The organism is Aeromonas sp. FDAARGOS 1411 (assembly GCF_019047125.1).
Classification (GTDB): Bacteria; Pseudomonadota; Gammaproteobacteria; order Enterobacterales; family Aeromonadaceae; genus Aeromonas; species Aeromonas veronii.
This window is the reverse complement of the sequence record NZ_CP077214.1, coordinates 1709331-1734663: the sequence shown is the minus strand read 5'-3', so window position 1 is coordinate 1734663 and position 25333 is coordinate 1709331. Positions and strand designations below refer to the sequence as shown.

General features: G+C 58.5%; 19 protein-coding genes. 10 read left to right on the top strand and 9 right to left on the bottom strand.

What is annotated here, in order from left to right:
• Nucleotides 1–9: 9 nt before the first annotated feature.
• Nucleotides 10–1626, bottom strand: a complete 1617-nt coding sequence (locus I6L41_RS07645; RefSeq protein WP_216963120.1) for a peptide ABC transporter substrate-binding protein — start codon at nt 1624–1626, stop codon at nt 10–12.
• Between the two features lie 382 nt (nt 1627–2008).
• On the opposite strand from I6L41_RS07645, the gene fbp reads away from it, so the two are divergent.
• Nucleotides 2009–3043: a class 1 fructose-bisphosphatase gene (fbp, locus tag I6L41_RS07640; protein ID WP_216963118.1), complete on the top strand. Its 1035-nt coding sequence runs from the start codon at nt 2009–2011 to the stop codon at nt 3041–3043.
• A gap of 100 nt (nt 3044–3143) precedes the next feature.
• Here the strand turns inward: fbp and mfd are convergent, their stop codons facing one another.
• Together mfd and I6L41_RS07630 are read right to left on the bottom strand one after the other, a co-directional pair.
• Nucleotides 3144–6611 (bottom strand): transcription-repair coupling factor, encoded by a 3468-nt coding sequence (gene mfd, locus I6L41_RS07635; protein ID WP_216963884.1) that lies wholly within the window; start codon nt 6609–6611, stop codon nt 3144–3146.
• A gap of 56 nt (nt 6612–6667) precedes the next feature.
• Nucleotides 6668–7243, bottom strand: coding sequence for a PilZ domain-containing protein (locus tag I6L41_RS07630; RefSeq protein ID WP_216963116.1), 576 nt, complete (start codon nt 7241–7243; stop codon nt 6668–6670).
• A gap of 76 nt (nt 7244–7319) precedes the next feature.
• On the opposite strand from I6L41_RS07630, the gene I6L41_RS07625 reads away from it, so the two are divergent.
• The 3 genes from I6L41_RS07625 to lolE all read left to right on the top strand — a co-directional run bounded on the left by I6L41_RS07625 (nt 7320) and on the right by lolE (nt 10583).
• Nucleotides 7320–8555, top strand: a complete 1236-nt coding sequence (locus tag I6L41_RS07625) for a lipoprotein-releasing ABC transporter permease subunit (RefSeq protein WP_058057474.1) — start codon at nt 7320–7322, stop codon at nt 8553–8555.
• A gap of 88 nt (nt 8556–8643) precedes the next feature.
• Nucleotides 8644–9342: a lipoprotein-releasing ABC transporter ATP-binding protein LolD gene (gene lolD, locus I6L41_RS07620; protein ID WP_005360062.1), complete on the top strand. Its 699-nt coding sequence runs from the start codon at nt 8644–8646 to the stop codon at nt 9340–9342.
• Complete coding sequence (lolE, locus tag I6L41_RS07615; RefSeq protein ID WP_216963114.1) at nt 9342–10583, top strand: lipoprotein-releasing ABC transporter permease subunit LolE; 1242 nt, start codon at nt 9342–9344, stop codon at nt 10581–10583. The genes lolD and lolE overlap by 1 nt, the downstream gene beginning before the upstream one ends.
• Nucleotides 10584–10670: 87 nt before the next feature.
• On the opposite strand, the gene yfbR is transcribed toward lolE, so the two are convergent.
• Together yfbR and I6L41_RS07605 are read right to left on the bottom strand one after the other, a co-directional pair.
• On the bottom strand, nt 10671–11261 hold the full coding sequence (gene yfbR / locus I6L41_RS07610; RefSeq protein ID WP_043825506.1) for a 5'-deoxynucleotidase: 591 nt from the start codon (nt 11259–11261) through the stop codon (nt 10671–10673).
• A gap of 92 nt (nt 11262–11353) precedes the next feature.
• The gene (locus tag I6L41_RS07605; RefSeq protein ID WP_005336982.1) at nt 11354–11788 is read right to left on the bottom strand and encodes a YccF domain-containing protein; all 435 of its coding nucleotides are present in this window, start codon (nt 11786–11788) and stop codon (nt 11354–11356) included.
• A 441-nt stretch (nt 11789–12229) separates the two neighbouring features.
• Here I6L41_RS07605 and tig point away from each other — a divergent pair, with 441 nt between their 5' ends.
• From tig to ppiD, 6 genes are all read left to right on the top strand, one after another.
• Nucleotides 12230–13540 (top strand): trigger factor, encoded by a 1311-nt coding sequence (gene tig / locus I6L41_RS07600; protein WP_005345092.1) that lies wholly within the window; start codon nt 12230–12232, stop codon nt 13538–13540.
• A gap of 86 nt (nt 13541–13626) precedes the next feature.
• Complete coding sequence (clpP, locus tag I6L41_RS07595) at nt 13627–14250, top strand: ATP-dependent Clp endopeptidase proteolytic subunit ClpP (protein WP_005336979.1); 624 nt, start codon at nt 13627–13629, stop codon at nt 14248–14250.
• Nucleotides 14251–14320: 70 nt separating this feature from the next.
• Nucleotides 14321–15595, top strand: a complete 1275-nt coding sequence (gene clpX / locus I6L41_RS07590) for an ATP-dependent protease ATP-binding subunit ClpX (RefSeq protein ID WP_005336977.1) — start codon at nt 14321–14323, stop codon at nt 15593–15595.
• 141 nt (nt 15596–15736) lie between these two features.
• On the top strand, nt 15737–18091 hold the full coding sequence (lon, locus tag I6L41_RS07585) for an endopeptidase La (protein ID WP_216963112.1): 2355 nt from the start codon (nt 15737–15739) through the stop codon (nt 18089–18091).
• 240 nt (nt 18092–18331) lie between these two features.
• Nucleotides 18332–18604, top strand: coding sequence for a nucleoid-associated protein HU-beta (hupB, locus tag I6L41_RS07580; RefSeq protein WP_005315375.1), 273 nt, complete (start codon nt 18332–18334; stop codon nt 18602–18604).
• A gap of 150 nt (nt 18605–18754) precedes the next feature.
• Nucleotides 18755–20668, top strand: a complete 1914-nt coding sequence (gene ppiD, locus I6L41_RS07575) for a peptidylprolyl isomerase (RefSeq protein ID WP_216963110.1) — start codon at nt 18755–18757, stop codon at nt 20666–20668.
• A gap of 211 nt (nt 20669–20879) precedes the next feature.
• Here the strand turns inward: ppiD and I6L41_RS07570 are convergent, their stop codons facing one another.
• From I6L41_RS07570 to I6L41_RS07555, 4 genes are all read right to left on the bottom strand, one after another.
• Nucleotides 20880–22472: an ABC-F family ATPase gene (locus I6L41_RS07570; protein ID WP_040068106.1), complete on the bottom strand. Its 1593-nt coding sequence runs from the start codon at nt 22470–22472 to the stop codon at nt 20880–20882.
• Nucleotides 22473–22639: 167 nt separating this feature from the next.
• Nucleotides 22640–24292 carry a cation acetate symporter gene (locus I6L41_RS07565; protein WP_216963106.1) on the bottom strand — a complete coding sequence of 551 codons (1653 nt, stop codon included), beginning with the start codon at nt 24290–24292 and terminating at the stop codon, nt 22640–22642.
• Nucleotides 24289–24600 (bottom strand): DUF485 domain-containing protein, encoded by a 312-nt coding sequence (locus tag I6L41_RS07560; RefSeq protein WP_040068110.1) that lies wholly within the window; start codon nt 24598–24600, stop codon nt 24289–24291. Before I6L41_RS07560 ends, I6L41_RS07565 begins: the two co-directional genes overlap by 4 nt.
• Nucleotides 24601–24705: 105 nt before the next feature.
• Nucleotides 24706–25332, bottom strand: coding sequence for a 3'-5' exonuclease (locus I6L41_RS07555; RefSeq protein ID WP_203118013.1), 627 nt, complete (start codon nt 25330–25332; stop codon nt 24706–24708).
• Nucleotide 25333 lies beyond the last annotated feature (1 nt).

Sequence of the window (25333 nt, the reverse complement as noted above, 5' to 3'; positions counted from 1 at the left end):
CCGAGCCGGTTACTGGGCAACCAGATAGAGCTCCTTGCTGTAGACCACATCCTGCGGGTTAAGGTGGGGGTAGCCTTTCACGAAAGGCTTGAGCAACCTTGATTTGACCGAGAAATAGATGGGGGCGATGGGGGCATCCGCATCAATGAGTGCCTCTGCCTGTTGATACAGGGCATTGCGTTCAGCGGGATCCAGCGAGTCGTGGGCCTTGGCCAGCAGGGCGTCATACTCCTTGTTGAACCACTTGCCGCTGTTGGCACTGCTGCTGGAGGTCATGATGTCGAGGAAGGTGGAGGCATCGTTATAATCCCCGTTCCAGCCATAGCGGCTAACCCCGAAATCCCCCTCGTTGAGTGCCGAGACCATGGTCTTCCACTCCATGTTGTTGAGGGTGGCAGTGACCCCCAGGTTGTGTTTCCACATGGAGGAGACGGCCAGCGCAATCTTTTTGTGGCTCTCGTTGGTGTTGTAGAGAATGTCCACTGTGAGTGGCTTGTCCGGGCCATATCCCGCTTCGGCCAACAGGGCTTTGGCTTGCTTGATCCGCTCATCTTTGCTCTGCAGCTGGCTGGCCGGTTTTTTCAATTCAAAGCCGTCCACAATGGGGGGCGTGAAGCTATATGCGGCAATTTGTCCCTGTCCCAGGATCTTGTCGGTGATGGTCTCCCGGTCGATGGCGAGCGAGAGCGCCTTGCGTACTTTCGGGTCATCGAACGGTTTGCGCTGGGTATTGAAGACATAGTAATAGCTGGCCAGCGTGGGGACGCTGACCAGTTCTTCCGGGCTCTTGCTCTTGAGCTGCTTGTACTGCTCCAGCGGATAAGTGGTGTAGTGCAGTTCACCGGTGCGATAGCGGTTGTAGGCGGCGGTTTCCGAGATGATCTCCAGATAGATCACCTTGTTCAGGACGGTGTGCTGGTTGTTCCAGTAGTGGGTATTGCGCTCGGCACTCAGCCGCTCGTTGGGGGTCCACTCCTTGAGTACAAAGGCACCGTTGGAGACGATATTGCCCGGTTTGACCCAATCCTTGCCGTATTTTTCAATGGTGGCCTTGGGGGCCGGGAACGTGGTGTAGTGGGCCAGCGTCTTCAGGAAGAAGGGGACCGGATTTTTCAGGGTGACCTGCAGGGTGTGGTCATCGAGCGCCTTGATCCCGAGCTCTGACGGGCTCTTCTTGCCCTCTGTCACCTCCCTTGCATTGACCACTCCGGTCAACTCGATAAACCAGGCGTAGTTGGAGGCCGTCTTGGGATCGGCCGCCCGTTGCCAGCCGTAGACATAATCGGCGGCGGTGACCGGTTCACCGTTTGACCACTTGGCCTCGGGCCTCAGCTTGAAGGTGTAGACGGTACCTGTCTTGTCGACCTCGTAGCTGACGGCGCCTGCTGGTTTGATCTTGCCGGTATTATCCAGCTCATAGAGCCCTTCAAACAGATCGTTGACGATGGCACTACCGGCGGTCTCTTCTACCAGCTGGGGGTCGATGGTAGTGGGTTCGGTGCCGATATTGGTCACGTAGATTTGTTGGGCATCCGGCAGCAGCTTGGTACCGGCAGGCACCTGGGCAGCCCAGGCGGGAAGGGCAAACAGTCCGGCTACCATGCCGGCAATGAGAGTCTTGTTCATTGATAATCCTTGAGTTTTATTTGCTTCCAAAGCGAAATCAGTGTGCTGGATTGGCGATCGGATCTCAAGAGGCAATGGCTGAGGGAACGGCAGGCCCATCAGACTCCATTTTTAATGTCCCAAGGCCAGTCGGATCATGGCTCGCAGCAGGTTATTGCCACGAATTAAGGGGCCGAAACTTATCGAATGAAACCGAATAAAAAGCGCCTTTTACCATAACATGAGGCGAAATAGCCTATTTAATAGGCCGCTTAATTCGCTGCAAAAACAAAAAACAGACGTTACATTAGGTTACAAATCAAGGCCGCCGGTGATCGGCATTTTTTTTGCTGACGCCTGCAAACGTTTTCAATGCCAACGGATGCGATCTAAAGGAACAAAAATGCGAAACATGATCACCATGGGTGAGTTCATCGTCAAAAAGCAGGCGGATTATCCTACCGCGACCGGCGAGCTGACCTCGTTGCTCAGCTCGATCCGCCTTGCTGCCAAGGTGGTGAACCGGGAGATCAACAAGGCGGGACTGGCGGATATCATCGGTTCCATGGGCGCTGAAAACGTACAGGGCGAGGTGCAGCAGAAGCTGGATGTCTACGCCAACGAACGCTTCAAGGCGGCGCTGGAAGCGCGCGGCGAGGTGTGCGGCATGGCCTCGGAAGAAGAAGAGGACTTCGTCGCCTTTGACTCACCGCTCTCCAAAAACTCCAAGTATGTGGTGCTGATCGACCCGCTCGATGGATCTTCCAATATCGACGTCAACGTTTCGGTCGGGACCATCTTCTCAATCTACCGCCGTTTGAGCCCGCAGGGATCGCCGGTGACGCTGGAGGACTTCCTCCAACCGGGCAACCGTCAGGTCGCCGCCGGTTATGTGGTTTACGGCTCCTCCACCATGCTGGTCTACACCACCGGCTTTGGCGTCAACGGCTTTACCTACGATCCTTCCATCGGTTGCTTCTGCCTCTCTCACGAGAACATCCGCATCCCGGAAGAGGGCAAGATCTATTCCATCAATGAGGGCAACTACATCAAGTTCCCGGACGGGGTGAAGAAGTACCTCAAATATTGCCAGGAGCGGGACGAAGCGACCCACAGACCCTACACCTCCCGCTATATCGGATCCCTGGTTTCCGATTTCCATCGCAACCTGCTCAAGGGCGGCATCTACATCTATCCGTCCGGCACCAACTCGCCGAATGGCAAGCTGCGCTTGCTCTATGAGTGCAACCCGATGGCGTTTCTGGTGGAACAGGCCGGTGGCAAGGCCTCCGATGGCTTTGGCCGGATCATGGATATCCAGCCCACCGCGCTGCACCAGCGTACCCCTTACTTCGTTGGCTCGACCAAAATGGTGGAGCGCGCCGAGGCCTTTATGCGCGAGTTCTCTGCCCATGAGGATCCGGCCAATCAGAACTGAACGTACGCAGTAGTCAGATAGCAAATCAAAAACGGGAGCCGATTTGGCTCCCGTTTTAGTTGGCGTTATCTGTCTGGGTCGACGCCAGCGTTGCAGAGATTCACAGGCTGTTGTTGGCCAGATCAGCCAGCAAACCATCGACCAGTTTCAGGCGCATCGCACGATCCTGGGTCGGCACCTGGAAACGCAGCCGGGTCGGCCCGTCCATCTTGTAGACCCGGGGCTGGCTGGAGAGCAGCTTGACCAGATAGGCCGGATTAACCTTGGTCTCCTGGGTGAAGTCGAGATAGCCGCCGCGCTCGCTCATCTCCACCCGGCGAATGCCAAGGGCGGTGGCCCGCTGGCGGAAGGCAGCCAGCTCCAGCAGGGTTTTGGTCGCCTCCGGCAAGAGGCCGAAACGGTCGATCAGCTCCACTTTCAGCTCGCGCAGCTCCTGCTCATCCGCCGCACTGGCGATCCGCTTGTACATGGAGAGGCGCATGTTGACGTCCGGAATATAGTCATCCGGCAGCAGCGCAGGCAGGCGCAGCTCCACCTCGGTGTGCTGGCTCATCAGCTGCTCGAGCGACGGCTCTTTGCCATTTTTCAGCGCCTCGACCGCCTGCTCCAGCATCTCCATGTAGAGGGTGAAGCCGACTGATTCAATCTGGCCGCTCTGATCGTCGCCGAGTAGTTCGCCTGCACCACGGATCTCCAGATCGTGGGTCGCCAGCGCAAAACCGGCGCCGAGATCTTCAAGCGAGGCGATCGCCTCAAGCCGCTTGGCCGCATCCTTGGTCATCAGCTTGGGATGGGGGGTGAGCAGATAGGCGTAGGCCTGATGGTGGGAGCGGCCAACCCGGCCCCGTAGCTGGTGCAGTTGGGCCAGTCCGAGATGATCCGCCCGATCCATGATGATGGTGTTGGCGCTCGGCACGTCGATGCCGGTTTCGATAATGGTGGTGCAGACCAGCAGGTTAAAGCGCTGGTGGTAGAAGTCCGACATCACTCGCTCAAGCTCGCGCTCGCGCATCTGGCCATGGGCGATGCCGATGCGGGCCTCCGGTACCAGTTCGGCAAGGTCTGCCGCGCACTTCTCGATGCTCTCCACGTCGTTGTGCAGGTAGTAGACCTGCCCGCCACGCTTCAATTCCCGCAGCACCGCCTCGCGCACCACCGCCGGTTCGTGCTGGCGCACGAAGGTCTTGATGGCGAGTCGCTTGGCGGGCGGCGTGGCGATGATGGAGAGATCCCGCATGCCGGACATCGCCATATTGAGGGTGCGTGGAATAGGAGTGGCGGTGAGGGTGAGGATATCCACATCGGCCCGCAGCGCCTTGATCTTCTCCTTCTGGCGTACCCCGAATCTGTGCTCCTCATCGACGATGAGCAGCCCGAGATCCTTGAAGGTGAGTTCGGAGCCGAGCAGCTTGTGGGTGCCGATGATGATGTCCACCTTGCCTTCGGCCAATTCCTTCATCACTGCGCTCTGCTCTTTAGCGGAGCGGAAGCGGCTCAGTACCTCGACCCGCACCGGCCAGTTGGCGAAGCGGTCGCGGAAGTTGTCGTAGTGCTGTTGCGCCAGCAGGGTGGTGGGCACCAGCACGGCAACCTGCTTGCCGCCGTGTACAGCCACAAACGCTGCCCGCATCGCCACTTCGGTCTTGCCGAAACCGACGTCGCCGCACACCAGTCTATCCATGCTCTTGGCCTGACACATGTCCCCCAGCACTGCATTGATAGCGTTGAGCTGATCGTCGGTCTCCTCGAACGGGAAGCTGGCGGCAAACTGGCGATAGGCCTCTTTGTCGTGCTTGAAGGCAAAACCGGCGCGAGCGGCGCGATGAGCGTAGACATCCAGCAGCTCGGCTGCCACGTCGCGCACCTTCTCCGCCGCCTTGCGCCGCGCCTTGCTCCAGGCCTCGCCGCCGAGCTTGTGGCTGGGCGGGTTATCAGAACCGGTGTAGCGGCTGATAAGATGCAAACTGGTAACCGGCACGAACAGCTTGTCGCCGCCGGCATATTCGAGGGTCAAAAACTCGGTGGGCAGGCCACCGGCATCGATGGTTTCGAGCCCCAGATAGCGGCCGACCCCGTGATCCAGATGGACCACTGGCTGACCCTGGGTCAGCTCGCCCAAGTTTCTGATCACCGCATCGGAGCTCAGGTTCTTGCTCTTCTCCCGCGCCCGCTTGCTGCGCACCTTGCCGCCCAGCAGTTCGGTCTCGGTGATCAGCGCCAGTGGATCCTGACCGACCTCCTGCCACAGGAAGCCACGCTCAAGCGGTGCAACCAGCAGGCCGTGGCGATCCGGGCTCGCCATAAAGGCGTCGAGGGAGGGGAACTCCTTGGGTTGCAGTGAGATACGCGCCAGCAGATCGCCGAGTACCTCCCGCCGTCCTTCGGATTCCACCGCAAACAGGGTGCGCCCGGCAAAACCTTGGAGGAACTGGTTGAGCGCCAGCAGGGGTTGCTCTTTGCTGTGATCGAGTTGCAGGTCGGGCAGCGCGGAGATGGGCAGATCGTGCTGACCAGCATCACCGGCGGTAGCGGACTCTTGCAGCCGCACCGCACCATATTGGCCGAGGGAGGCAAAGAGCTGCTCCACCGGCAGATAGAGCTGGGCCGGGGGTAGCAGGGGGCGAGTGTTGTCCCAGCGTCTGTCTTCATAGCGCTGGCCGATATCGTTCCAGAAACGCTGGGCGGCGGGGTAGATATCCCCCACAGTGAGCAGCAGGGTCTCTTCCGGCAGGTAGTCAAACAGGCTGGCGGTCTGGTTGAAAAAGAGCGGCAGATAATACTCGATGCCGGCGGGCCAGCGCCCCTTGCTCACCTCCTGATAGACGGAACCCTCGGCCCGCGACAGCTCGAACTGCTCGCGGAACTGGCCGCGAAACAGTTCGATGGCCGCCTCGTCGGTAGGGTATTCCCGGGCGGGCAGCAGGCTGACCGTCTTGACCGGTTCGCTGGAGCGCTGGGTTTCGGGATCGAACGGGCGGATGGAGTCCACTTCATCGTCGAAGAAGTCGATGCGATAGGGGCTGCTACTGCCCATGGGGAAGAGATCGAGCAGGGAGCCGCGGGCGGCAAATTCGCCATGTTCCAGCACCTGATCCACCGCCACGTAACCCGCCTCGGCCAGCCGCCCGCGCAACTGTTGCAGATTGAGGCGTTGGCCGGCCTTCACCATCAGGCTGTATTTGTCGAGATAGACCCGGGGGGCGCAGCGCAACATCAGGGTGGAGATGGGGACAATCAGCACCCCCTTGCTCATCTGCGGTAGCTTGTAGAGAGTCTCGAGCCGCTGGGAGATGATGTCCTGATGGGGAGAGAAGGTGTCGTAGGGCAGGGTCTCCCAATCGGGGAACAGCAATACGGGAACGGATTGAGCGGCTGGCTGCTTGCCTGCCAGCAAGTACTGAAGCTCCTGCTCCAGGCGCAGGGCGCTCGGGGTATCGGCGGTGATAAGCAGTACCGGCCCCTTGGCTTCACTGGTGAGACGGGCTGCAATCAGCGAGAGGCTGCTGCCGACCAGCTGGCCGAGCGTGATCTTTTGGCCCGCTTTGGCGGGCAAGGCGGGGAGTGTCATTGGCATGGTTCGATTCTTTTAACGTTGACGTTATCTATCGCTGACGTTCGCTCTGGTTAGCGCTGACGCTCTTGGGCGCGCAGCTTGAGCTGTTTCGATTGCACGTGGAGGCTGGCACGAACCAGCAGTTCACGGTCATCTTCGCGGATCCGCACATAGTCGAGCTGCACATGGGTGCCATGTTCACCGCCGTCGAGCTGTTTGACCTGGCCATAGCAGTAGATGGCGGCCGCCTCTTCCCGCAGGAAGATCTTGAGGCGCACTATCTGGTGCAGGTGCGGCGCAGCCCCGTGATCATGATAGGGGTGCAGGTAGGTGAGCTGGCCAGCCCCGAAGCGCAGGGTGTGGAAGCGCTGCTCAGGATGGTCCTGCAGGGAGAGCACATAGCCCATGATCATGTCGATCTTGCGGGACTGCTGATTGACGATCTCGATCAAATCGTGCATCGACTCGTTCTGGTTGCGCAGCAGGCGAGTGGTCACCAGATCGATGGAGGTAATGGCCGAAGAGATCCGAAAGGGCTCCGGCAGCTCAGCGTCCAGCTCCTCCAACGAGGGGAGGTGGAAGTCGGCCGACATGGGGATCACATTGACCGGCGTGGCATGAGTGACGCTGAAGAACTGTTCCTGCATGGAGGCTATCCCTTGTTGTCATGGACGGTTTCCCTTTATTATCCGGTATCTTATTTTGTTGGCAACGTACATATCCTTGAAGACCGGACTTTTTCAGCCCCTTTCGCTGGCCATCGGCCTGCGTTATGCAGGCTCGAAGCGCAGCAATCGCTTCGTCTCATTTATCTCCCTGTTCTCTACCTTTGGCATCGCCATCGGGGTCGCCGCCCTGATGGTGGTCATTTCGGTTATGAACGGTTTCGAAGGGCAGCTCAAAGGGCGCATCCTCGGGGTGATCCCCCATGTGGTGGTGACCAATCAGGCTGGCCGTATTGATGCAGACCCGCAAGGCTTGCCGGATCTGGCCAAATTACCCCATGTGGTCGCCTCGGCCCCCATGCTCGACAGCGAAGGGATGCTGCAAAGCCCCGGCCAGCTGACCGGGGTGAGTGTGCAGGGGATCGACCCTGCAAAGTGGCCCAAGGATGACATCCTCCACAGCCAGATGCTGGGGGGACGCCTCGATACCCTGCAGGCCGGCCACTACCGCATCGTGCTGGGGCAGGGGGTGGCACGCCGCCTCAATGTCTCCATCGGCGATCAGGTTCGCCTGATCCTGACCGAAGGGACCCGCTTCACCCCGTTTGGCCGGGTACCGGCCCAGCGCCTCTTTACCGTCTCCGGCATCTTCGGGGTAGGCGCCGATGTGGATAACCAGATTGCGCTGATCGCCTTGGGGGATGCCCAGCGGCTGCTGCGCCTGCCGCCAGAAACCGTCGGTGGCATTCGCCTCTGGCTCGATGATCCCTTTGCGGCCGACGAAGTGATCAAGACGCCGTTGCCTGACGGATTGGTCTGGCAGGATTGGCGCCGCGAGCGGGGCGAGCTGTTCCAGGCGGTCGCTATGGAAAAACGGATGATGGGGCTGATGCTGGTGCTGATCATCGCCGTCGCTACCTTCAACATCCTCTCCGCGCTGGTGATGGTGGTGACGGACAAGGAGGGCGAAGTGGCCATCCTGCGCACCATGGGCATGAGTGAATCGGGGATCGTCAAAATCTTCATGGTGCTCGGCGCCTCCAGCGGGGTGATTGGCGCCCTGTTTGGCGGGCTGGCTGGCCTGGCGCTCTCCTTGGGTCTCAACCCCCTACTCAATGCGGTGGGGCTCAACCTCTATATGGCGGCGGGCGGCAGTGGCCTGCCGGTGATTGTCGAGCCGGCTCAGGTCATCACCATTTTGCTGGGCGCCGTGTTGCTGAGCTTCAGTGCCACCCTCTATCCGGCGGCCCGCGCCGCGCGGGTGAAACCGGCCGAGGCGCTGCGTTATGAGTAATGCCGTGAATAATGCATCTTCTGTTGTGACTGGTGCCCCCGTAGTTGCGGGTGCCAGCGTTGTTACCGAGGCAAGTGGAGCCCCTGTTATGAATGAAGCCGTATCCCGTGAACCTCTGCTGCGCTGCCAGGCGCTCAACCATGTCTATAAAGAGGGGGAGCTGGAGACTCAGGTGCTCAAGGGGATCGATCTCTGCGTCGCACCCGGTGAAATGCTGGCGGTGGTGGGGAGCTCCGGCTCCGGCAAGACCACTCTGCTGCATCTGATGGGGGCCCTCGACAACCCCTCCAGTGGCGCCGTGCTGTTCAAGGGGGAGGATATCCACCATTGGGACAGCCGTACCCAGGCTCGCTTTCGCAACCGCGAGCTGGGCTTTGTCTACCAGTTCCACCACCTGCTCTCCGAGTTCAGTGCGCTGGAAAATGCGGCCATGCCGCTGCTGATCGCCGGTGAATCGGTAGCGGTCGCTACCGAGAAGGCGACCCGGATGCTGGGGCGTGTAGGGCTCTCCCACCGTCTCAACCACAGACCGTCCGAGCTCTCCGGTGGTGAGCGCCAGCGGGTGGCGATTGCCCGTGCGCTGGTCAACGAACCGAGCCTGGTGCTGGCGGACGAGCCGACCGGTAATCTGGATCACGCCAGCGCTACCGCCGTCTACGAGCTGCTCTGTGAGCTCAACCGTGAGCTGGGCACTGCGTTTGTGGTGGTCACCCACGATCTGAGTCTGGCGGCCAAGCTCCATCGTCGTGTCACGCTGGTGAGCGGCGTGATGGCGGAGGTTGCCTGATGTTAAAACCGCTGCCCCTTTTTCTGGGCCTGCGCTATAGCCGCTCCCGTCGTCGCAACGGGTTTATCGCCTTTATCTCCGCCTCTTCCCTGATCGGTATCGCCCTCGGGGTGATGGCGCTGATTTTGGGCCTCTCCGCCATGAACGGTTTCGAGCGGGAGCTCAAAGACAGGGTGCTCTCCGTGGTGCCGCAAGGTGAGCTGGACGCCGTCGAGCGGCCCTTGCCGGATTGGCCGCGTCTGCGTGACTACCTGCTGGCCCAGCCGGGCGTTGAGGCGGCTGCCCCGGTCATTCGCCTCAATGGCCTGCTGGAGCATGGCTCCGCCCTCAAGGGGGTACAACTGCGCGCTGTGTTACCCGATCTGGAGGCCAATCTGTCGGATGCAGGCAAATACATGACGGGCCGTGGTCTGCGTGAGCTGCAACCGGGTGAACGTGGGGTGATCTTGGGCAAGACTATTGCCGACAAGCTGGGGGTCAAGGTGGGGGATTCGGTCGCCCTGCTGCTGCCGCAAGGGGGCGATCAGGCGGGGATCAAGAATCCTCGGCGCGAAGCCCTGACCGTGGTGGGGCTGCTGGAGATCGGCGGTCAGCTCGACGGCCTACTCGGCTTTATGCATCTGGCCGATGCGCAAGCGATCACCGGCATGGGCAGCGATGTAGAGGGCTTCAGCCTGCGGGTGAACGATGTGCTTAATGCACAAAATATTACGATCGCCGCCGCGCAGCAGTTCCCCCATCACGTCTATATCCGCAGCTGGATGAACAGCCAGGGTTATCTCTATCAGGACATCCAGATGGTGCGTACCGTCATGTATGTGGTGATGCTGATGGTGGTGGCCGTCGCCTGCTTCAACATCGTCTCCACTCTGGTGATGGCGGTGAACGAGAAGCGCAGCGAAATCGCCATCCTGAAAACCATGGGGGCGAGCCCCGGCCAGATCCGGCTCACCTTCGTCATTCAGGGGATGGTCAACGGTGTAGCCGGTGCCCTGCTCGGTGCGCTGCTGGGCGGGCTGCTTTCGAGCAAGCTGACCCAGATCCTGGGTGTCATCGAGAAGCTCATTGGCCACCGCTTCCTTAATCCGGATATCTACTTTATCGACTTTTTGCCGACCGAGTTGCATATGCAGGATTTGCTCATCGTGACGGGCGCCGCCATCCTGATGAGCCTAGTGGCTACCCTCTATCCCGCCTGGCGGGCGAGCGGTCTGGTACCTTCCCGCGAGCTGGGTCACTGATGCGCTGCATCTAATGCGCCATAAATAACGAAGGGCCCGTCGGTGAAAACCGGCGGGCCCTGCTGTTTTCCGGTCGCGTGGACTGGCTTAGTGAGCGTTAAGCTCATCGAGCGGCAGAGAGAAGCTGGCCACAAAGGTGTCGATAAAGTAGCGCATCTCCTCGCTCATCCGCGCTGCCAGCATGGCCTCAAGGCGTTTGCGAGCCGGTTCGAACTCCCGGTTGCCCGCGTTGATCTCCTCCAGACACTTGGTATAGGCGCAGAGGGTGTCGGCATCCTTGACCAGTCTGGCCAGCTCGTCATCCTGGGCTGCCGAATCGAGCAGGGGGCGAAAGTCATCGATCAGTTCTGGCGGCAGCATGCCAAGCAGACGCTGTTCGGCGGCCAGTTCTATCTTCTTGTACTCGCGGGCAATTTCGGGGTTGAAGTATTTGACCGGGGTAGGCAGATCGCCGGTCAGCACCTCACTGCTGTCGTGGTAGAGGGCCATGACGGCGGCGCGGTCGGCATTCACGCTGCCGCCAAAAAGCCGGTTTTTGATGATGCCGAGGGCATGGGCCACCATGGCGACCTGCAGGCTGTGCTCGGCAATATTTTCCGGCTGGATGTTGCGCATCAGGGGCCAGCGGTAGATGAGTTTCATGCGGGCGAGATTGGCGAAAAAGTGGCTGGGTAACATGATGGCCTCAACGAAAGAGAATAGAAAAGGGCAGACCCTAGTCTGCCCTTTTTTTCGTTGCAGGGCAGCGTCTGCCCGCGCATTTCCCGTGTTTAGCGGATATAGCGGCCCGATTCCGCCTCCTGGTTGGTCACAATCATCTGGCCGATAGGAGCCAGGCTGATCAGCGCCAGCTTGAGGTGCTGGATACCGAACGGGATACCGATAATGGTCACGAAGCAGGCCAGCGCGGAAGCGATGTGGCCGATGGCCAGCCAGACACCGATCAGCACGAACCAGAGGATGTTGCCAATCAGCCCCAGCGTGCCGGTGCCGATATCGCTCTGGCCAGTCATGGTTTTGCGATTGACCGCCTGCTTGCCAAACGGGAAGAAGGTAAAGGTGCCGATCACGAAGCAGGCTCGTCCCCAGGGGATACCGACCAGCGAGATAAAGCAGACAAGACCGGCCAGCCACCAGGCCAGGCCCATAAAGACACCTCCCAGTACAAACCAGAGCAGATTGAACAAGAAGCGGAAAAAGGCCATGTGAGTGACTCCAGATCATCAATTTGGTTGTCACCATAACGAGGGAGGGGTAGGGACGCAATGGTTGATTGGCCCAATCGCCATTTGGCTGGACAAATTGAGTCGCCGCCCGCAACGGTGGGCTGTTTTTCGGCGAAAGATGGGCAATAAAGCGGCGTTCGGATGAAAAAAGGTGAGCAAACGCAAAATTATTGCCATCGGATAGTTGAAGTCGGGCACCTCTCTCCCCATATAAAGGGTAGTTTTGCACGAATTGTGCTTGCACGCCGCTCAATGTGGGGGATGTGTGGCTCGACTCGACCAAAGTGCGCCGCTATAATGCCGCGTCATATTTTCTCATCACAAAGACATATCGTTGTCTTTATAAACAGGAAGACTCCGGGCTTTGCCCAGGGGCAATAAAGGGTCAGCACACAGTGCTGAGTTGAACGAGGTAGAAGAATGCAAGTTTCTGTAGAGACAACCCAGGGTCTGGAACGCCGTCTTACCATCACTGTACCGGCTGCTACCGTAGACGCCGCTGTGCGTAAAGAATTGAATGGCCTGGCCAAAACTCGTCGCATCGACGGTTTCCGTCCTGGCAAGGCTCCGGTTGCCATCATCAAGAAGATGTTCGGCGCCATGGCTCACGCCCGCGTTGCTGATGAAATGATGCAGAGCAACTTCATCAAAGCCATCATCGAAAACAAACTGAGCCCGGCCGGTGCCCCGACCATGGATCCGAAAGAGATCAAAGAAGGTCAGGATTTCGAATTCACCGCCACTTTCGAAGTGTATCCGGAGTTTGAAGTTGCAGGTCTCGAGACCATCAAGGTCGAGAAGCCGGTTGCGACCGTGAAGGATGAAGATCTGGCCAACATGATCGACACCCTGCGCAAGCAGCATGCTACCTGGGCTGATGCCGATGTTGCCGCTGCCAATGGCATGCGTGTGACCATGGACTTCGTCGGTTCCATCGACGGTGAAGAGTTCGACGGCGGCAAAGCTGAAGGCTTCAACCTGGTGCTGGGCGCTGGCCGTATGATCCCGGGCTTCGAAGACGCCATCCTGGGCAAGAAAGCGGGCGACGAGTTCACCATTGAAGTGACCTTCCCGGCTGACTACCACGCTGAAAACCTGAAAGGCAAAGAAGCCAAGTTCGCTTCCAAGCTGATCAAGGTTGAAGAGCAGATCCTGCCTGAGCTGACCGAAGAGTTCGTGAAGCGTTTCGGTATCGAAAGCGGTTCTGTTGAAGAGCTGAAAGCCGAAGTGCGCAAGAACATGGAGCGCGAACTGGCTCAAGCCCTGAAAAACAGCGTGAAAGAGCAGGTTCTGAACGGTCTGGTTGAAGCCAACCAAATCGACCTGCCGAAAGCTGCCGTTGCGCAAGAGATCGACGCACTGCGTCAGCAGGCTCTGCAGCGCTTCGGTGGCTTCCAGGGCGGCAACGCTCCCGAGCTGCCGGCTGAACTGTTCCAGGCTCAAGCCGAGCGTCGTGTACGCGTAGGCCTGCTGCTGGGTGACGTGATCCGTACCAACGAGATCAAGGCTGACGATGCCCGTGTAAACAGCATCATCGAGTCCATGGCGACTGCCTACGAAGATCCGAAGGAAGTGATCGAGTACTACCAGAAGAACGAACAGATGCTGAACGGCGTTCGTAACCTGGCAGTAGAAGATCAAGCCATCGACCTGATCCTGTCCAAAGCGCAAGTGACCGAAAAAGAAGTTGCCTTTGACGAAGTGATCAACAAGTCTGGCGCCGCTGCCTAAGAACATTTGACTTAAGGTCAAGACTGTTAAGTATAATGGCTCGTGTGATCTCCACTCGGGCCATTTTATTTTAGGGACAATGCCTTATGTACAAGAACTATAACGATATGACCGATTCTCCCAGCAATGCGCTGGTCCCCATCGTGGTCGAACAGACTGCCAAGGGTGAACGTTCCTACGATATTTACTCCCGTCTGCTGAAAGAGCGGGTGATCTTCCTGACTGGTCAGGTTGAAGATCACATGGCCAATCTGGTGGTTGCCCAGTTGCTGTTCCTCGAGTCCGAGAATCCGGACAAGGACATCTATATCTACATCAACTCGCCGGGTGGTTCGGTGACTGCGGGCATGTCCATCTATGACACCATGCAGTTCATCAAGCCGGATGTCAGCACCGTCTGCATGGGGCAGGCCTGCTCCATGGGTGCCTTCCTGCTGGCTGGCGGTGCCAAGGGCAAGCGTTTCTGCCTGCCTAACGCCCGCGTGATGATCCACCAGCCGCTAGGTGGCTTCCAGGGTCAGGCATCTGATATCCAGATCCACGCCCAGGAGATCCTGAAGATCAAAAATACCCTGAACGAGCGCCTGGCGTTCCACACCGGTCAGGACATGGCTACCATCGAGCGTGACACCGATCGTGACAACTTCATGTCCGCCGAGCAGGCCGTGGCCTATGGTCTGGTTGACGGTGTTCTGAGCCAGCGTAGCTGAGCAGGGTGTCCCGGTCTGTTGTAAACTCAACAGGCCGATCCATCCTCTATTGATAAAACGAGGTTGCTGAATGACAGAGAAACGCAAGGGTGAGGGTGATAAGCTGCTCTACTGCTCTTTTTGCGGCAAAAGCCAGCATGAAGTGCGCAAGCTGATCGCTGGCCCTTCCGTCTACATATGTGATGAGTGCGTCGAGCTGTGCAACGACATCATCCGCGAAGAGATCCGCGAGATCTCGCCCAAGCGCGATGGTAACGAGCTGCCGACCCCTCATCAGATCCGCGCTCATCTCGATGACTATGTGATCGGGCAGGAGTACGCCAAGAAGGTGTTGGCCGTTGCCGTCTACAACCACTACAAGCGTCTGCGCAACAGCGGCGAAAACAGTGGTGTGGAGCTCGGCAAATCCAACATCCTGCTGATTGGCCCGACCGGTAGCGGCAAGACCCTGCTGGCCGAGACTCTGGCTCGTCTGCTGGATGTGCCGTTCACCATGGCCGATGCGACCACCCTGACCGAAGCCGGTTATGTGGGCGAGGACGTGGAGAACATCATCCAGAAGCTGCTACAAAAGTGCGACTACGACGTAGAGAAAGCCCAGCGTGGCATCGTCTACATCGACGAGATCGACAAGATCTCCCGCAAGTCGGACAACCCCTCCATCACCCGCGATGTCTCCGGGGAAGGGGTACAGCAGGCACTGCTCAAGCTGATCGAAGGGACCATCGCTTCCGTGCCGCCGCAAGGTGGTCGCAAGCATCCGCAGCAGGAGTTCTTGCAGGTTGATACCTCCAAGATACTCTTCATCTGCGGCGGTGCCTTTGCCGGTCTGGACAAGGTGATCGAGCAGCGTTCCGTGAAGGGAACCGGTATCGGTTTTGGCGCCGAGGTGAAATCCAAGGATGCCAAGGCCACCCTGAGCGAGACCTTCGCCAAGGTAGAGCCGGAAGATCTGATCAAGTATGGTCTGATCCCCGAGTTCATCGGCCGTCTGCCGGTGGTCGCGACCCTGACCGAGCTGGACGAGTCTGCCCTTATCCAGATCCTGAAAGAGCCGAAAAACGCGTTGACCAAACAGTACGCGGCGTTGTTCGATCTGGAAGGTGTTGAGCTGGAGTTCCGTGACGACGCACTCAACGCCATTGCCCGCAAGGCGATGGAGCGTAAAACCGGTGCTCGTGGTCTGCGTTCCATCGTGGAAGCCGTGCTGCTGGATACCATGTATGACCTGCCTTCTCTGGAAGGGGTCAGCAAGGTGGTGATCGACGAGACCGTGATCAAAGGGGACTCCGCGCCCTTGATGATTTACGAAAATCCCGAAACTCAGGCTGCTGCATCAGAGTAAATGTCTGATTTTTAATCGAATGGAAGGGGCTTTTTGCCCCTTTCATGCTTTTTACGGTTTCGGCGATTGAATCTCATCTCAGCGCCCCCATATACTCAGCCAAGCGCTTTGCCAACGGTATAACAAGCCGAGAGGACATATATGAACCTAGAGCGTTCAGAACGCATCGAGATTCCCGTCCTGCCTCTTCGTGACGTGGTGGTTTATCCCCACATGGTCATTCCACTCTTTGTGGGGCGGGAAAAATCCATTCGCTGTCTGGAAGCGGCCATGGAGCAGGACAAGAAAGTTCTGCTGGTGGCCCAGAAGGATGCGTCAACCGATGAGCCGACTGTGGAGGAGATCTTCACCGTCGGGACAGTGGCCAATATTCTGCAGATGCTCAAGCTGCCGGACGGCACCGTCAAGGTGCTGGTAGAGGGTGGGCAGCGTGCCCGCCTGGAGCGGATGATCGACGACAAGGATTTCTTTGTCTGCGAGGCTCAGTACATCCCCTCCCAAGCTATTGAGGAGAAGGATCAGGAAGTACTGGTTCGCTCCGCCATCGGCCAGTTTGAAGGCTATATCAAGCTCAACAAGAAGATCCCGCCCGAGGTACTGACCTCGATATCGGCGATCGACGATGCTGCGCGTCTGGCTGACACCATGGCGGCCCACATGCCGCTCAAGCTGGAAGACAAGCAGAAGGTGCTGGAGATCGTCTCTGTCTCCGAGCGCATCGAATTCCTGATGGCGATGATGGAGTCGGAAATTGACCTGCTGCAGGTCGAGAAGCGCATCCGTACTCGCGTCAAGAAGCAGATGGAAAAGAGTCAGCGCGAGTATTACCTCAACGAGCAGATGAAGGCCATCCAGAAAGAGCTGGGTGAGCTGGAAGATAGCCCGGATGAGTTTGAAGCCCTCAATCGCAAGATTGAAGAGGTTGGCATGCCGGAAGATGCCCGTGAAAAGGCCCAGGCCGAGCTTGCCAAGCTGAAGATGATGTCTCCCATGTCCGCCGAGGCTACCGTGGTTCGCAGCTATGTGGACTGGATGGTACAGGTGCCCTGGAAGGCGCGCTCCAAGGTCAAAAAAGACCTTGGCAAGGCGCAAGAGGTGCTGGATGCCGATCACTATGGCCTCGAGAAGGTCAAGGATCGCATCCTCGAATATCTGGCGGTACAGGCACGGGTGAACAAGCTCAAGGGCCCCATCCTCTGTCTGGTTGGGCCTCCCGGTGTGGGCAAGACCTCGCTGGGCCAATCCATCGCCAAGGCGACAGGCCGCAAATATGTGCGGATGGCCTTGGGTGGGGTGCGTGACGAAGCGGAGATCCGCGGTCACCGCCGTACCTATATCGGTTCCATGCCCGGCAAACTCATCCAGAAGATGGCGAAAGTCGGCGTGAAGAACCCGCTGTTCCTGCTCGACGAGATCGACAAGATGAGCTCGGACATGCGTGGCGATCCTGCATCCGCCTTGCTGGAAGTGCTGGATCCGGAACAGAACAACAGCTTCAACGATCACTATCTGGAAGTGGATTATGACCTGTCGGACGTCATGTTCGTGGCCACCTCCAACTCCATGAACATCCCGGGCCCCTTGCTGGACCGGATGGAAGTGATCCGTCTCTCCGGTTACACCGAAGATGAGAAGCTCAACATTGCCAAGCAGCATCTGGTTGCCAAGCAGATCCAGCGCAACGGCCTGAAAGAGTCCGAGATCACCATCGAAGATTCTGCCCTGGTCGGAGTGATCCGCTACTACACCCGCGAGGCGGGGGTGCGGAGTCTGGAGCGCGAGATCTCCAAGATTTGTCGCAAGGCGGTCAAGCGCATCCTGCTGGACAAGAGCATCAAGCATGTTCAGGTCAATCAGGAGAACCTCAAGGAGTTCCTCGGGGTGCAGCGTTTCGATTACGGCAAGGCCACCGACCAGAACCAGGTGGGTCAGGTGTGTGGTCTGGCGTGGACCGAAGTGGGAGGCGATCTGCTCACCATCGAGACCACCAACATGCCTGGCAAGGGCAAGCTCACTTATACCGGTTCCCTCGGTGACGTGATGCAGGAGTCCATCCAGGCGGCCATGACGGTCGTACGGGCTCGTGCCGAGAAGCTGCGCATCAACGCCGACTTCTACGAGAAGCGCGATATCCACGTGCACGTACCGGAAGGGGCCACCCCGAAAGATGGTCCGAGCGCCGGTATCGCCATGTGTACCGCCCTGGTCTCCAGCTTGACCGGTAATCCGGTTCGTGCTGATGTGGCGATGACAGGGGAGATCACCTTGCGCGGCGAAGTGCTGCCCATCGGTGGTCTCAAGGAGAAGTTGCTGGCAGCCCATCGTGGCGGCATCAAGCGAGTGCTTATTCCGAAAGAGAACGAGCGTGACCTTGAGGAGATCCCGGCAAACGTCAAACAAGACCTTGAAATTTATCCGGTTCGCTGGATTGACGAGGTGCTGGAACTGGCGTTGCAGGACAATCCACAGGGGTTTGAGCGCGTTTCTGTCGTGTAAATGTTGATGCGCCGCAAATTTGGCGCATTCGGCGGGTGGTTAAGGCTTGCATGCGCCCGATAACGGAAGTAGCCTTGACCACCGATCGGGTACTCGTGATGAGTCGCAATGCGTTGTGTGGCGCGGGTTTGCGCCAGATTGTCACTTGCAACTGATCAGGAGGCTTGCTATAAAACCTCCACTTGTTGTGGCCAGGGAAATCAGCGCCGCAGCGGTGTTTGATAAAAGGGGAATATAAGAGTGAATAAATCTCAACTGATTGACAAGATTGCAGACGGTGCCGATATCTCCAAAGCTGCCGCTGGCCGTGCGTTGGATGCCTTCATTGATGCTGTTGGTGAAGCGCTGAAAGAGGGTGACCAGGTTGCTCTGGTTGGTTTTGGTACTTTCGCTGTACGCGAGCGTGCTGCCCGTTCAGGCCGTAACCCGCAGACTGGCGCGACCATCGAAATCGCTGCTGGTAAAGTTCCTGCCTTCAAAGCCGGTAAGGCCCTGAAAGACGCTGTTAACTAAGTCGGTCGCTGATATCCGTCGGCTACCGTCCTTGGTCGCAGACCAGACAAGTTAGAGAGTCTTCTCTCATACTGATTGACCAAGGCGCATCGCAATCGGTGCGCCTTTTTATTGTTTACGCCCATCGAGTTCGGGAGCATAAGTACAAACATGATGTTGGATAAACTACGCGAAGGGGCGCAGGGCAAGGTAGCCAAGGTTATCTTGGGCCTGATCATCCTCTCCTTTGCCTTGGCTGGTGTAGGTAGTTACCTGAACGGCCCGGCCCGTACCGCCCCCGCCACCGTCAATGGCACAGAAATCAGTGCAACCGCACTGGAAAATGCCTACCGCAACGAGCGCGCCCGCATGGAATCCCAGATGGGAGAGGCATTCAGCCAGCTGGCCGCGAACCCCGATTACATGAAACAGTTCCGTCGCGGTGTGCTGGATCGCCTGATCGATCAGGCTCTGCTGGACAGCAAGGCCCGTGAACTGGGTCTGCGCATCAGCGATGAACAGATCAAGCAAGCCATCGTGGCCATGCCGGAGTTTGCCGAGAATGGCAAGTTCAACAATGACCGCTATCTGCAGTTGATCCGTCGTGCCGGCATGACTCCTGAAATGTTCCGTGATTCCCTGCGTCAGGACATGGTGCGTCAACAGTTGATGAGCGCCCTGCTGGGCACCGAATTCTCCCTCAAGGGCGAAGCGGAGCAGCTCGACAAGCTCTACAACCAGACTCGCGATCTGCGGCTGGTGCGTCTGGCTGCTGCCAACTACATGGCTGACGTTCAGGTATCCGACAACGAGCTGGAGCAGTACTACAAGACCAATGGTGCCCGTTTTATGAACGATGAGCAGGTCAAGGTCGACTATCTGCTGCTGGACGCTGCCAACCTCGCCAAGGATATCAAGGTCACCGAGCAGGATGCCCAGGATTACTACGATCAGCACCAGGATCTGTTCCAGCGTGCCGAGCGTCGCCACGTGGCTCACATCCTGATCCCGTTTGGCAAGGACGAGAAAGCGGCCGAGCAGAAAGCAGAAGCCGTGCTGGCCAAAGCCAAGGCGGGCGATGATTTCGCTGCGCTGGCCAAGGCTGACTCTTCCGATACCTTCTCTGCCAAAAAAGGCGGCGAGCTGGACTGGTTCGAGAAAGGGGTGATGGATCCGGCCTTCGAGAAAGCCGCGTTCGCCCTGAACAAGGCTGGCGATCTCTCCGGCGTGGTGAAGAGCCCGTTCGGTTTCCACATCATCAAGCTGCTGGGGGTTGAAGCAGCCCAGACCAAGCCGTTTGCCGATGTGAAAGAAGAGACCATCACTCGTCTGCAAGCTGACAAGGCCAAGGAGAAGTTCTTCGCCGAGCAGCAGAAGATGGCTGACAACAGCTTCGAAAACCCGGACTCGCTGGATCTGACCGCTGATGCCATGGGGATGAAGGTTCAATCTTCCGATTTCTTCACCCAGGCCACTGCTCCGGCTCCGCTGAACGATCCCAAGGTGCTCTCCGTGGCGTTCTCCGAACAGCTGCGCGATGACAACACCAACTCCGACGTGATCGAGCTGGCTGACGGCAAGGCGCTGGTGCTGCACATCACGGGTCACAAGCCCAAAGCGGTCAAGCCGCTGGCCGAGGTGAAAGAGCAGGTGATTGCCGCCATCAAGCATGACAAGGCCAGTGAAGTGGCCCGTGGCAAGGCCCAGGGCCTGCTGGACAAGCTGAAAGTCGGTGAGAGCATCACCGCCGATCTGACTGCACTCGGTCTGAAAGTGGAGACCCACAAAGGGGTTGCCCGCTTCGATCGCGAGCTGGATCAGAACCTGATTGCCCAGGCGTTCACGCTGCCCCATCCGATCGACGGCAAGCCGAGCGTGGCTTTGGTTGCCGAGACCAATGGTGACCGCGTTGTGGTTGCGCTGGACAAGGTTAACGTCCCTGCCGCCGCATCCGGTATGGCTGCCATGCTGCAAGCTCAGCTGGGTCAGGGCAAAGCCCAGGTGGATTACAAGTCTCTGATCGACGAGCTGCGCAAAGCGGCCAAGATCGAGTACTTCACCAGTGTGGAAGCGACCGTCGAGTAATCGGCACTGCGCAACCCATTGAAAACGGCTCCTTGATGGAGCCGTTTTTTTATCTGTGGGCAAAAGAGGGGGGAGACTCAAGCTTTGCTCTTTGCTCTGTGGTGTGTAGTCACATCACTGCTATACGCCATCTCAATCGTCTAAATACGGAATATAAAAAAACCGGCACGTGTGTGCCGGTTTTTCATTGCGAACTTGCGCAGGTGCGGGGTTATACCACGCCCTGGGTGCGCAGGTAATCCTCGTAGGTGCCGCCGAAGTCGCGGATGCCATCTTCGGTCAGCTCCAGGATGCGGGTCGCCAGGGAGGAGACGAATTCGCGGTCGTGGGAGACGAAGATCAGGGTCCCCTGGTAGAGCTCCAGTGCCATGTTCAAGGATTCGATGGATTCCATGTCCAGGTGGTTGGTCGGCTCATCCATGATCAGGATGTTGGGGCGCTGCATCATCAGCTTGCCGAACAGCATGCGACCCTGTTCACCACCGGAGAGCACCTTGACCGGCTTCTTGATGTCGTCCTGAGAGAAGAGCAGACGGCCCAGTATGGAGCGTACAGCCTGCTCGTCTTCGTTCTCCTGTTTCCACTGGGCCATCCAGTCGAACACGTTGAGATCAGTGTCGAAGTCTTCGGCGTGATCCTGAGCGTAGTAACCGATCTGGGCGTTCTCGGACCACTTGATGGTGCCGGTATCCGGAGCCAGTGCGCCCACCAAGGTCTTGATCAGAGTCGATTTACCGATACCGTTGGTACCCAGAATGGCGACCTTCTCGCCCACTTCCATCATCATGTTGAGGCCCTTGAACAGGGGACCATCGCCATAACCCTTGGATACACCTTCCACTTCCAGGATGTTGCGATAGAGCTTTTTGTCCTGCTCGAAGCGGATGAAGGGGTTCTGGCGGCTGGAGACCTTGACGTCCTCAATCTTGATCTTGTCGATCTGCTTGAGACGGGAGGTCGCCTGACGGGACTTGGAGGCGTTGGCGCTGAAACGGGAGACGAAGGATTGCAGATCGGCGATCTGGGCCTTCTTCTTGGCGTTGTCAGCCAGCAGGCGCTCGCGCGCCTGGGTGGCGGCCAGCATGTAGTCGTCGTAGTTGCCCGGGTAAACGCGCAGCTCGCCGTAGTCCAGATCCGCCATGTGGGTACAGACGGAGTTCAGGAAGTGACGGTCGTGAGAGATGATGATCATGGTGCTTTCACGTTCGTTGAGCACCTGCTCCAGCCAGCGAATGGTGTTGATATCCAGGTTGTTGGTCGGTTCGTCCAGCAGCAGGATGTCGGGGTTGGAGAACAGCGCCTGTGCCAGCAGTACACGCAGTTTCCAGCCCGGGGCCACTTCGCTCATCGGGCCGTTGTGCTGCTCAAGGGGAATGCCGACACCCAGCAGCAGCTCGCCTGCACGCGCTTCAGCGGTGTAGCCGTCATATTCGGCGACCAGACCTTCCAGCTCGGCGGCCTTCATATAGTCTTCGTCGGTGGCTTCGAGGTTGGCGTAGATGGCATCGCGCTCGGCGATGGCTGCCCACAGCTCGGTGTGGCCCATCATGACCACGTCCAGTACGCGCATATCTTCGTAGGCGAACTGATCCTGACGCAGCTTACCGATGCGCTCGTTGACGTCCAGGCTCACATTACCGCCAGTGGGCTCCAGATCACCACCGAGGATCTTCATAAAGGTGGACTTGCCACAGCCGTTGGCGCCGATAAGGCCATAGCGGTTGCCGCCGCCAAACTTGACGTTGATGTTCTCAAACAGCGGCTTGGCGCCGAACTGCATGGTGATGTTGTTGCTACTTAACAAGGTATGTGTCCCGATTGGTCTGTCAAATGGCGCGCATTATGGCACAGATCCCCCGAAAGTTTTAGCGAGAAGTGTGATCTTGATCGGGGCAAGCGGGGCGTGCAGCCGATTGATGGGCAATAAAAAAAGCCGGCTTGAAGCCGGCTTGGAAGGATGAACTTGATCTGTTAGTGGGAAGTTGCGCCAGAGGCCCCCAGCCCGGTTTGGGAGCGAACGAACTGCGGCAGGAACTTGGCATGCTCGTCGGCGGCGTTCTGGGAGCTGTCAGTGATGGAGAAGAACCAGATCCCGACGAAGGCCAACCCCATGGAGAAGAGGGCAGGGTATTCGTAGGGGAAGATGGCCTGGGCATGGCCCAGCACTTTCACCCACACGGTCGGACCCAGGATCATCAGGGTCACTGCGCTCGCCAGTCCCAGCCAGCCACCGTAGACGGCGCCACGGGTGGTCAGGCGTGACCAGAACATGGAGAGGAACAGCACCGGGAAGTTGCAGCTGGCGGCGATGGAGAAGGCCAGACCGACCATGAAGGCGATGTTCTGCTTCTCGAACAGGATCCCCAGACCAATGGCAACCACACCCAGCACCAGAGTCGTCATCTTGGAGACGCGCAGTTCATCGGTCTCGTTGGCCTTGCCCTTCTTCAACACGCTGGCATAGAGGTCATGGGAGACCGCAGAGGCACCGGCCAGGGTCAATCCGGCGACTACCGCCAGAATGGTGGCAAATGCCACGGCAGAGATGAAGCCGAGGAACAGACTTCCACCCACTGCATCAGCCAGGTGGACGGCTGCCATGTTTGTGCCGCCCAGCAGGGCGCCGGTGGCATCCTTGAAGGCCGGGTTGGTGCTCACCAGCAAGATGGCGCCAAAACCGATGATGAAGGTGAGAATGTAGAAGTAACCGATAAAGCCTGTGGCGTAGAACACCGATTTACGCGCCTCTTTGGCGTCACTTACGGTGAAGAAGCGCATCAGGATGTGGGGCAGGCCGGCGGTACCGAACATCAATGCCAGACCGAGCGAGATGGCGGAGATGGGGTCGGAGACCAGCCCGCCCGGGCTCATGATGGCGGAGCCTTTCTCGTGCACTTTGACCGCTTCGCTAAACAGGGCGCCGATGTCGAAGTTGACTGACTTCATCACCATGATGGCCATAAAGCTAGCACCGGAGAGCAGCATCACTGCCTTGATGATCTGCACCCAGGTGGTGGCCAGCATGCCGCCAAACAGCACGTAGAGCACCATCAGGATACCGACCAGCACCACGGCCACATGGTATTGCAGGCCAAACAGCAGCTCGATCAGTTTGCCGGCACCGACCATTTGGGCGATCAGGTAGAGGGCGACCACCACCAGCGAGCCGCAGGCGGAGAGGGTACGCACTTCAGTCTGCTTCAGACGATAGGAGGCAACATCGGCGAAGGTGTATTTGCCGAGATTGCGCAGCCGTTCGGCGATCAGGAACAGAATGATGGGCCAGCCCACCAGAAAGCCGATGGAGTAGATGAGGCCGTCATAGCCGGAGGTGTAGACCAGCGCGGAGATCCCGAGGAAGGAGGCGGCGGACATATAGTCACCGGCGATGGCTAGACCGTTCTGGAAGCCGGTGATACGGCCACCGGCAGCATAGTAGTCGGAAGCCGAGCGGTTGCGCTTGGAGGCCCAGTAGGTGATGAACAGGGTGGCGGCTACAAAGACCACGAACATCACGATGGCCGATACATTGAGGGGTTGGCGTTGTACTTCGCCGGTCAGCGCATCCGCTGCCAGCAGGGGAGAGGAGGCCAGTGAGGTCAACAGCAGCAACTTGCCTTTCATGATTGCACCCCTTTGAGGATCTTCTGGTTCAGTTCATCAAACTCGCCGTTGGCGCGAAAGACATAGACGCCGGTCAACACGAAGGAGGAGAGGATCAATCCTACCCCGACAGGAATGCCGCGAGTAATGGTCGACCCTTCGCTCAAGGGGGTGCCGAGCCAACCGGGGGCAAAGGCGATGAGCAGAATAAACGCCAGGTAGAGTCCCAGCATCAGAGCCGAGAGGGCCCAGGCAAAACGCTGGCGCTTGGCGACCAGCTCCTGGAAGTTGGGATCTTGCTGGATCCTCAGATAGCTTTGCTGTTCCATTGCAGTTCTCCATGACATGAGTGTCAGCGGTGGATGGGGTAACCCCGACGAGCAGGCAATCTGCTCATGTAAGCAAAATGTGAATCAAATGTTATTTCTCGACAATTAGACTTTGGGATAAGTGAGCGGCGAGCCGCAGGTCAGGCGCAGGTAGATGAGCGCGGCCGTGGTGGCATCGGCAAGGGCATCGTGGGCGGGCAGGGCGGGCAGCGCCAAGTGACGGCAGATGGCACTCAAGTGGAGGTCAATCGCAGCATCGGGGTAGCGGCGATAGAGGTGGTCGTGATAGAGCTGGCTTACCTCGATCCCTCGCTGGGGCAGGGTCAATCCCCACAATTTCTGGCAGGCGAGATTGAGAATACGCAGATCGTAGGCGATGTGATAGCCCACCAGTTCGCGTGGGCCGATATAGTCGAGTAGCAGGCGCAGCGCGGCTTCCAGCTCCATCCCCTGTTGCAGATCCTGATGGCGCAGACCATGGATCACCACAGATTGGCTGGTCAGGCTGGCCGGTGGCTGTACTTTGATGGCGAGGGCCTCACCGGTCAGCAGCCGGTTGCCCTGAATGCGCACTGCCCCGATGGAGACGATCTCGGCCTGCTCGGGATCGAGACTGGTGGTCTCGAAATCGAGGGCGATCCGTTCATCTTTCGGTGGGGTGGCAAAGAGTGGCGCGAACTCGCCCGTTCGGAACGCGCGGCCATACCAGTAGCGTCGAGCGCGGCTCAACATG

What these genes read in the sequence shown, in the direction of transcription:
- I6L41_RS07565 (WP_216963106.1), bottom strand. Translation starts at nt 24,292, where the DNA reads ATGAAAGGCAAGTTGCTGCTGTTGACCTCACTGGCCTCCTCTCCCCTG.
- yfbR (WP_043825506.1), bottom strand. Translation starts at nt 11,261, where the DNA reads ATGTTACCCAGCCACTTTTTCGCCAATCTCGCCCGCATGAAACTCATC.
- clpP (WP_005336979.1), top strand. Translation starts at nt 13,627, where the DNA reads ATGTACAAGAACTATAACGATATGACCGATTCTCCCAGCAATGCGCTG.
- lon (WP_216963112.1), top strand. Translation starts at nt 15,737, where the DNA reads ATGAACCTAGAGCGTTCAGAACGCATCGAGATTCCCGTCCTGCCTCTT.
- lolE (WP_216963114.1), top strand. Translation starts at nt 9,342, where the DNA reads ATGTTAAAACCGCTGCCCCTTTTTCTGGGCCTGCGCTATAGCCGCTCC.
- clpX (WP_005336977.1), top strand. Translation starts at nt 14,321, where the DNA reads ATGACAGAGAAACGCAAGGGTGAGGGTGATAAGCTGCTCTACTGCTCT.
- I6L41_RS07630 (WP_216963116.1), bottom strand. Translation starts at nt 7,243, where the DNA reads ATGCAGGAACAGTTCTTCAGCGTCACTCATGCCACGCCGGTCAATGTG.
- mfd (WP_216963884.1), bottom strand. Translation starts at nt 6,611, where the DNA reads ATGACACTCCCCGCCTTGCCCGCCAAAGCGGGCCAAAAGATCACGCTC.
- I6L41_RS07605 (WP_005336982.1), bottom strand. Translation starts at nt 11,788, where the DNA reads ATGGCCTTTTTCCGCTTCTTGTTCAATCTGCTCTGGTTTGTACTGGGA.
- ppiD (WP_216963110.1), top strand. Translation starts at nt 18,755, where the DNA reads ATGATGTTGGATAAACTACGCGAAGGGGCGCAGGGCAAGGTAGCCAAG.
- I6L41_RS07645 (WP_216963120.1), bottom strand. Translation starts at nt 1,626, where the DNA reads ATGAACAAGACTCTCATTGCCGGCATGGTAGCCGGACTGTTTGCCCTT.
- fbp (WP_216963118.1), top strand. Translation starts at nt 2,009, where the DNA reads ATGCGAAACATGATCACCATGGGTGAGTTCATCGTCAAAAAGCAGGCG.
- I6L41_RS07560 (WP_040068110.1), bottom strand. Translation starts at nt 24,600, where the DNA reads ATGGAACAGCAAAGCTATCTGAGGATCCAGCAAGATCCCAACTTCCAG.
- lolD (WP_005360062.1), top strand. Translation starts at nt 8,644, where the DNA reads ATGAATGAAGCCGTATCCCGTGAACCTCTGCTGCGCTGCCAGGCGCTC.
- I6L41_RS07555 (WP_203118013.1), bottom strand. Translation starts at nt 25,332, where the DNA reads ATGTTGAGCCGCGCTCGACGCTACTGGTATGGCCGCGCGTTCCGAACG.
- tig (WP_005345092.1), top strand. Translation starts at nt 12,230, where the DNA reads ATGCAAGTTTCTGTAGAGACAACCCAGGGTCTGGAACGCCGTCTTACC.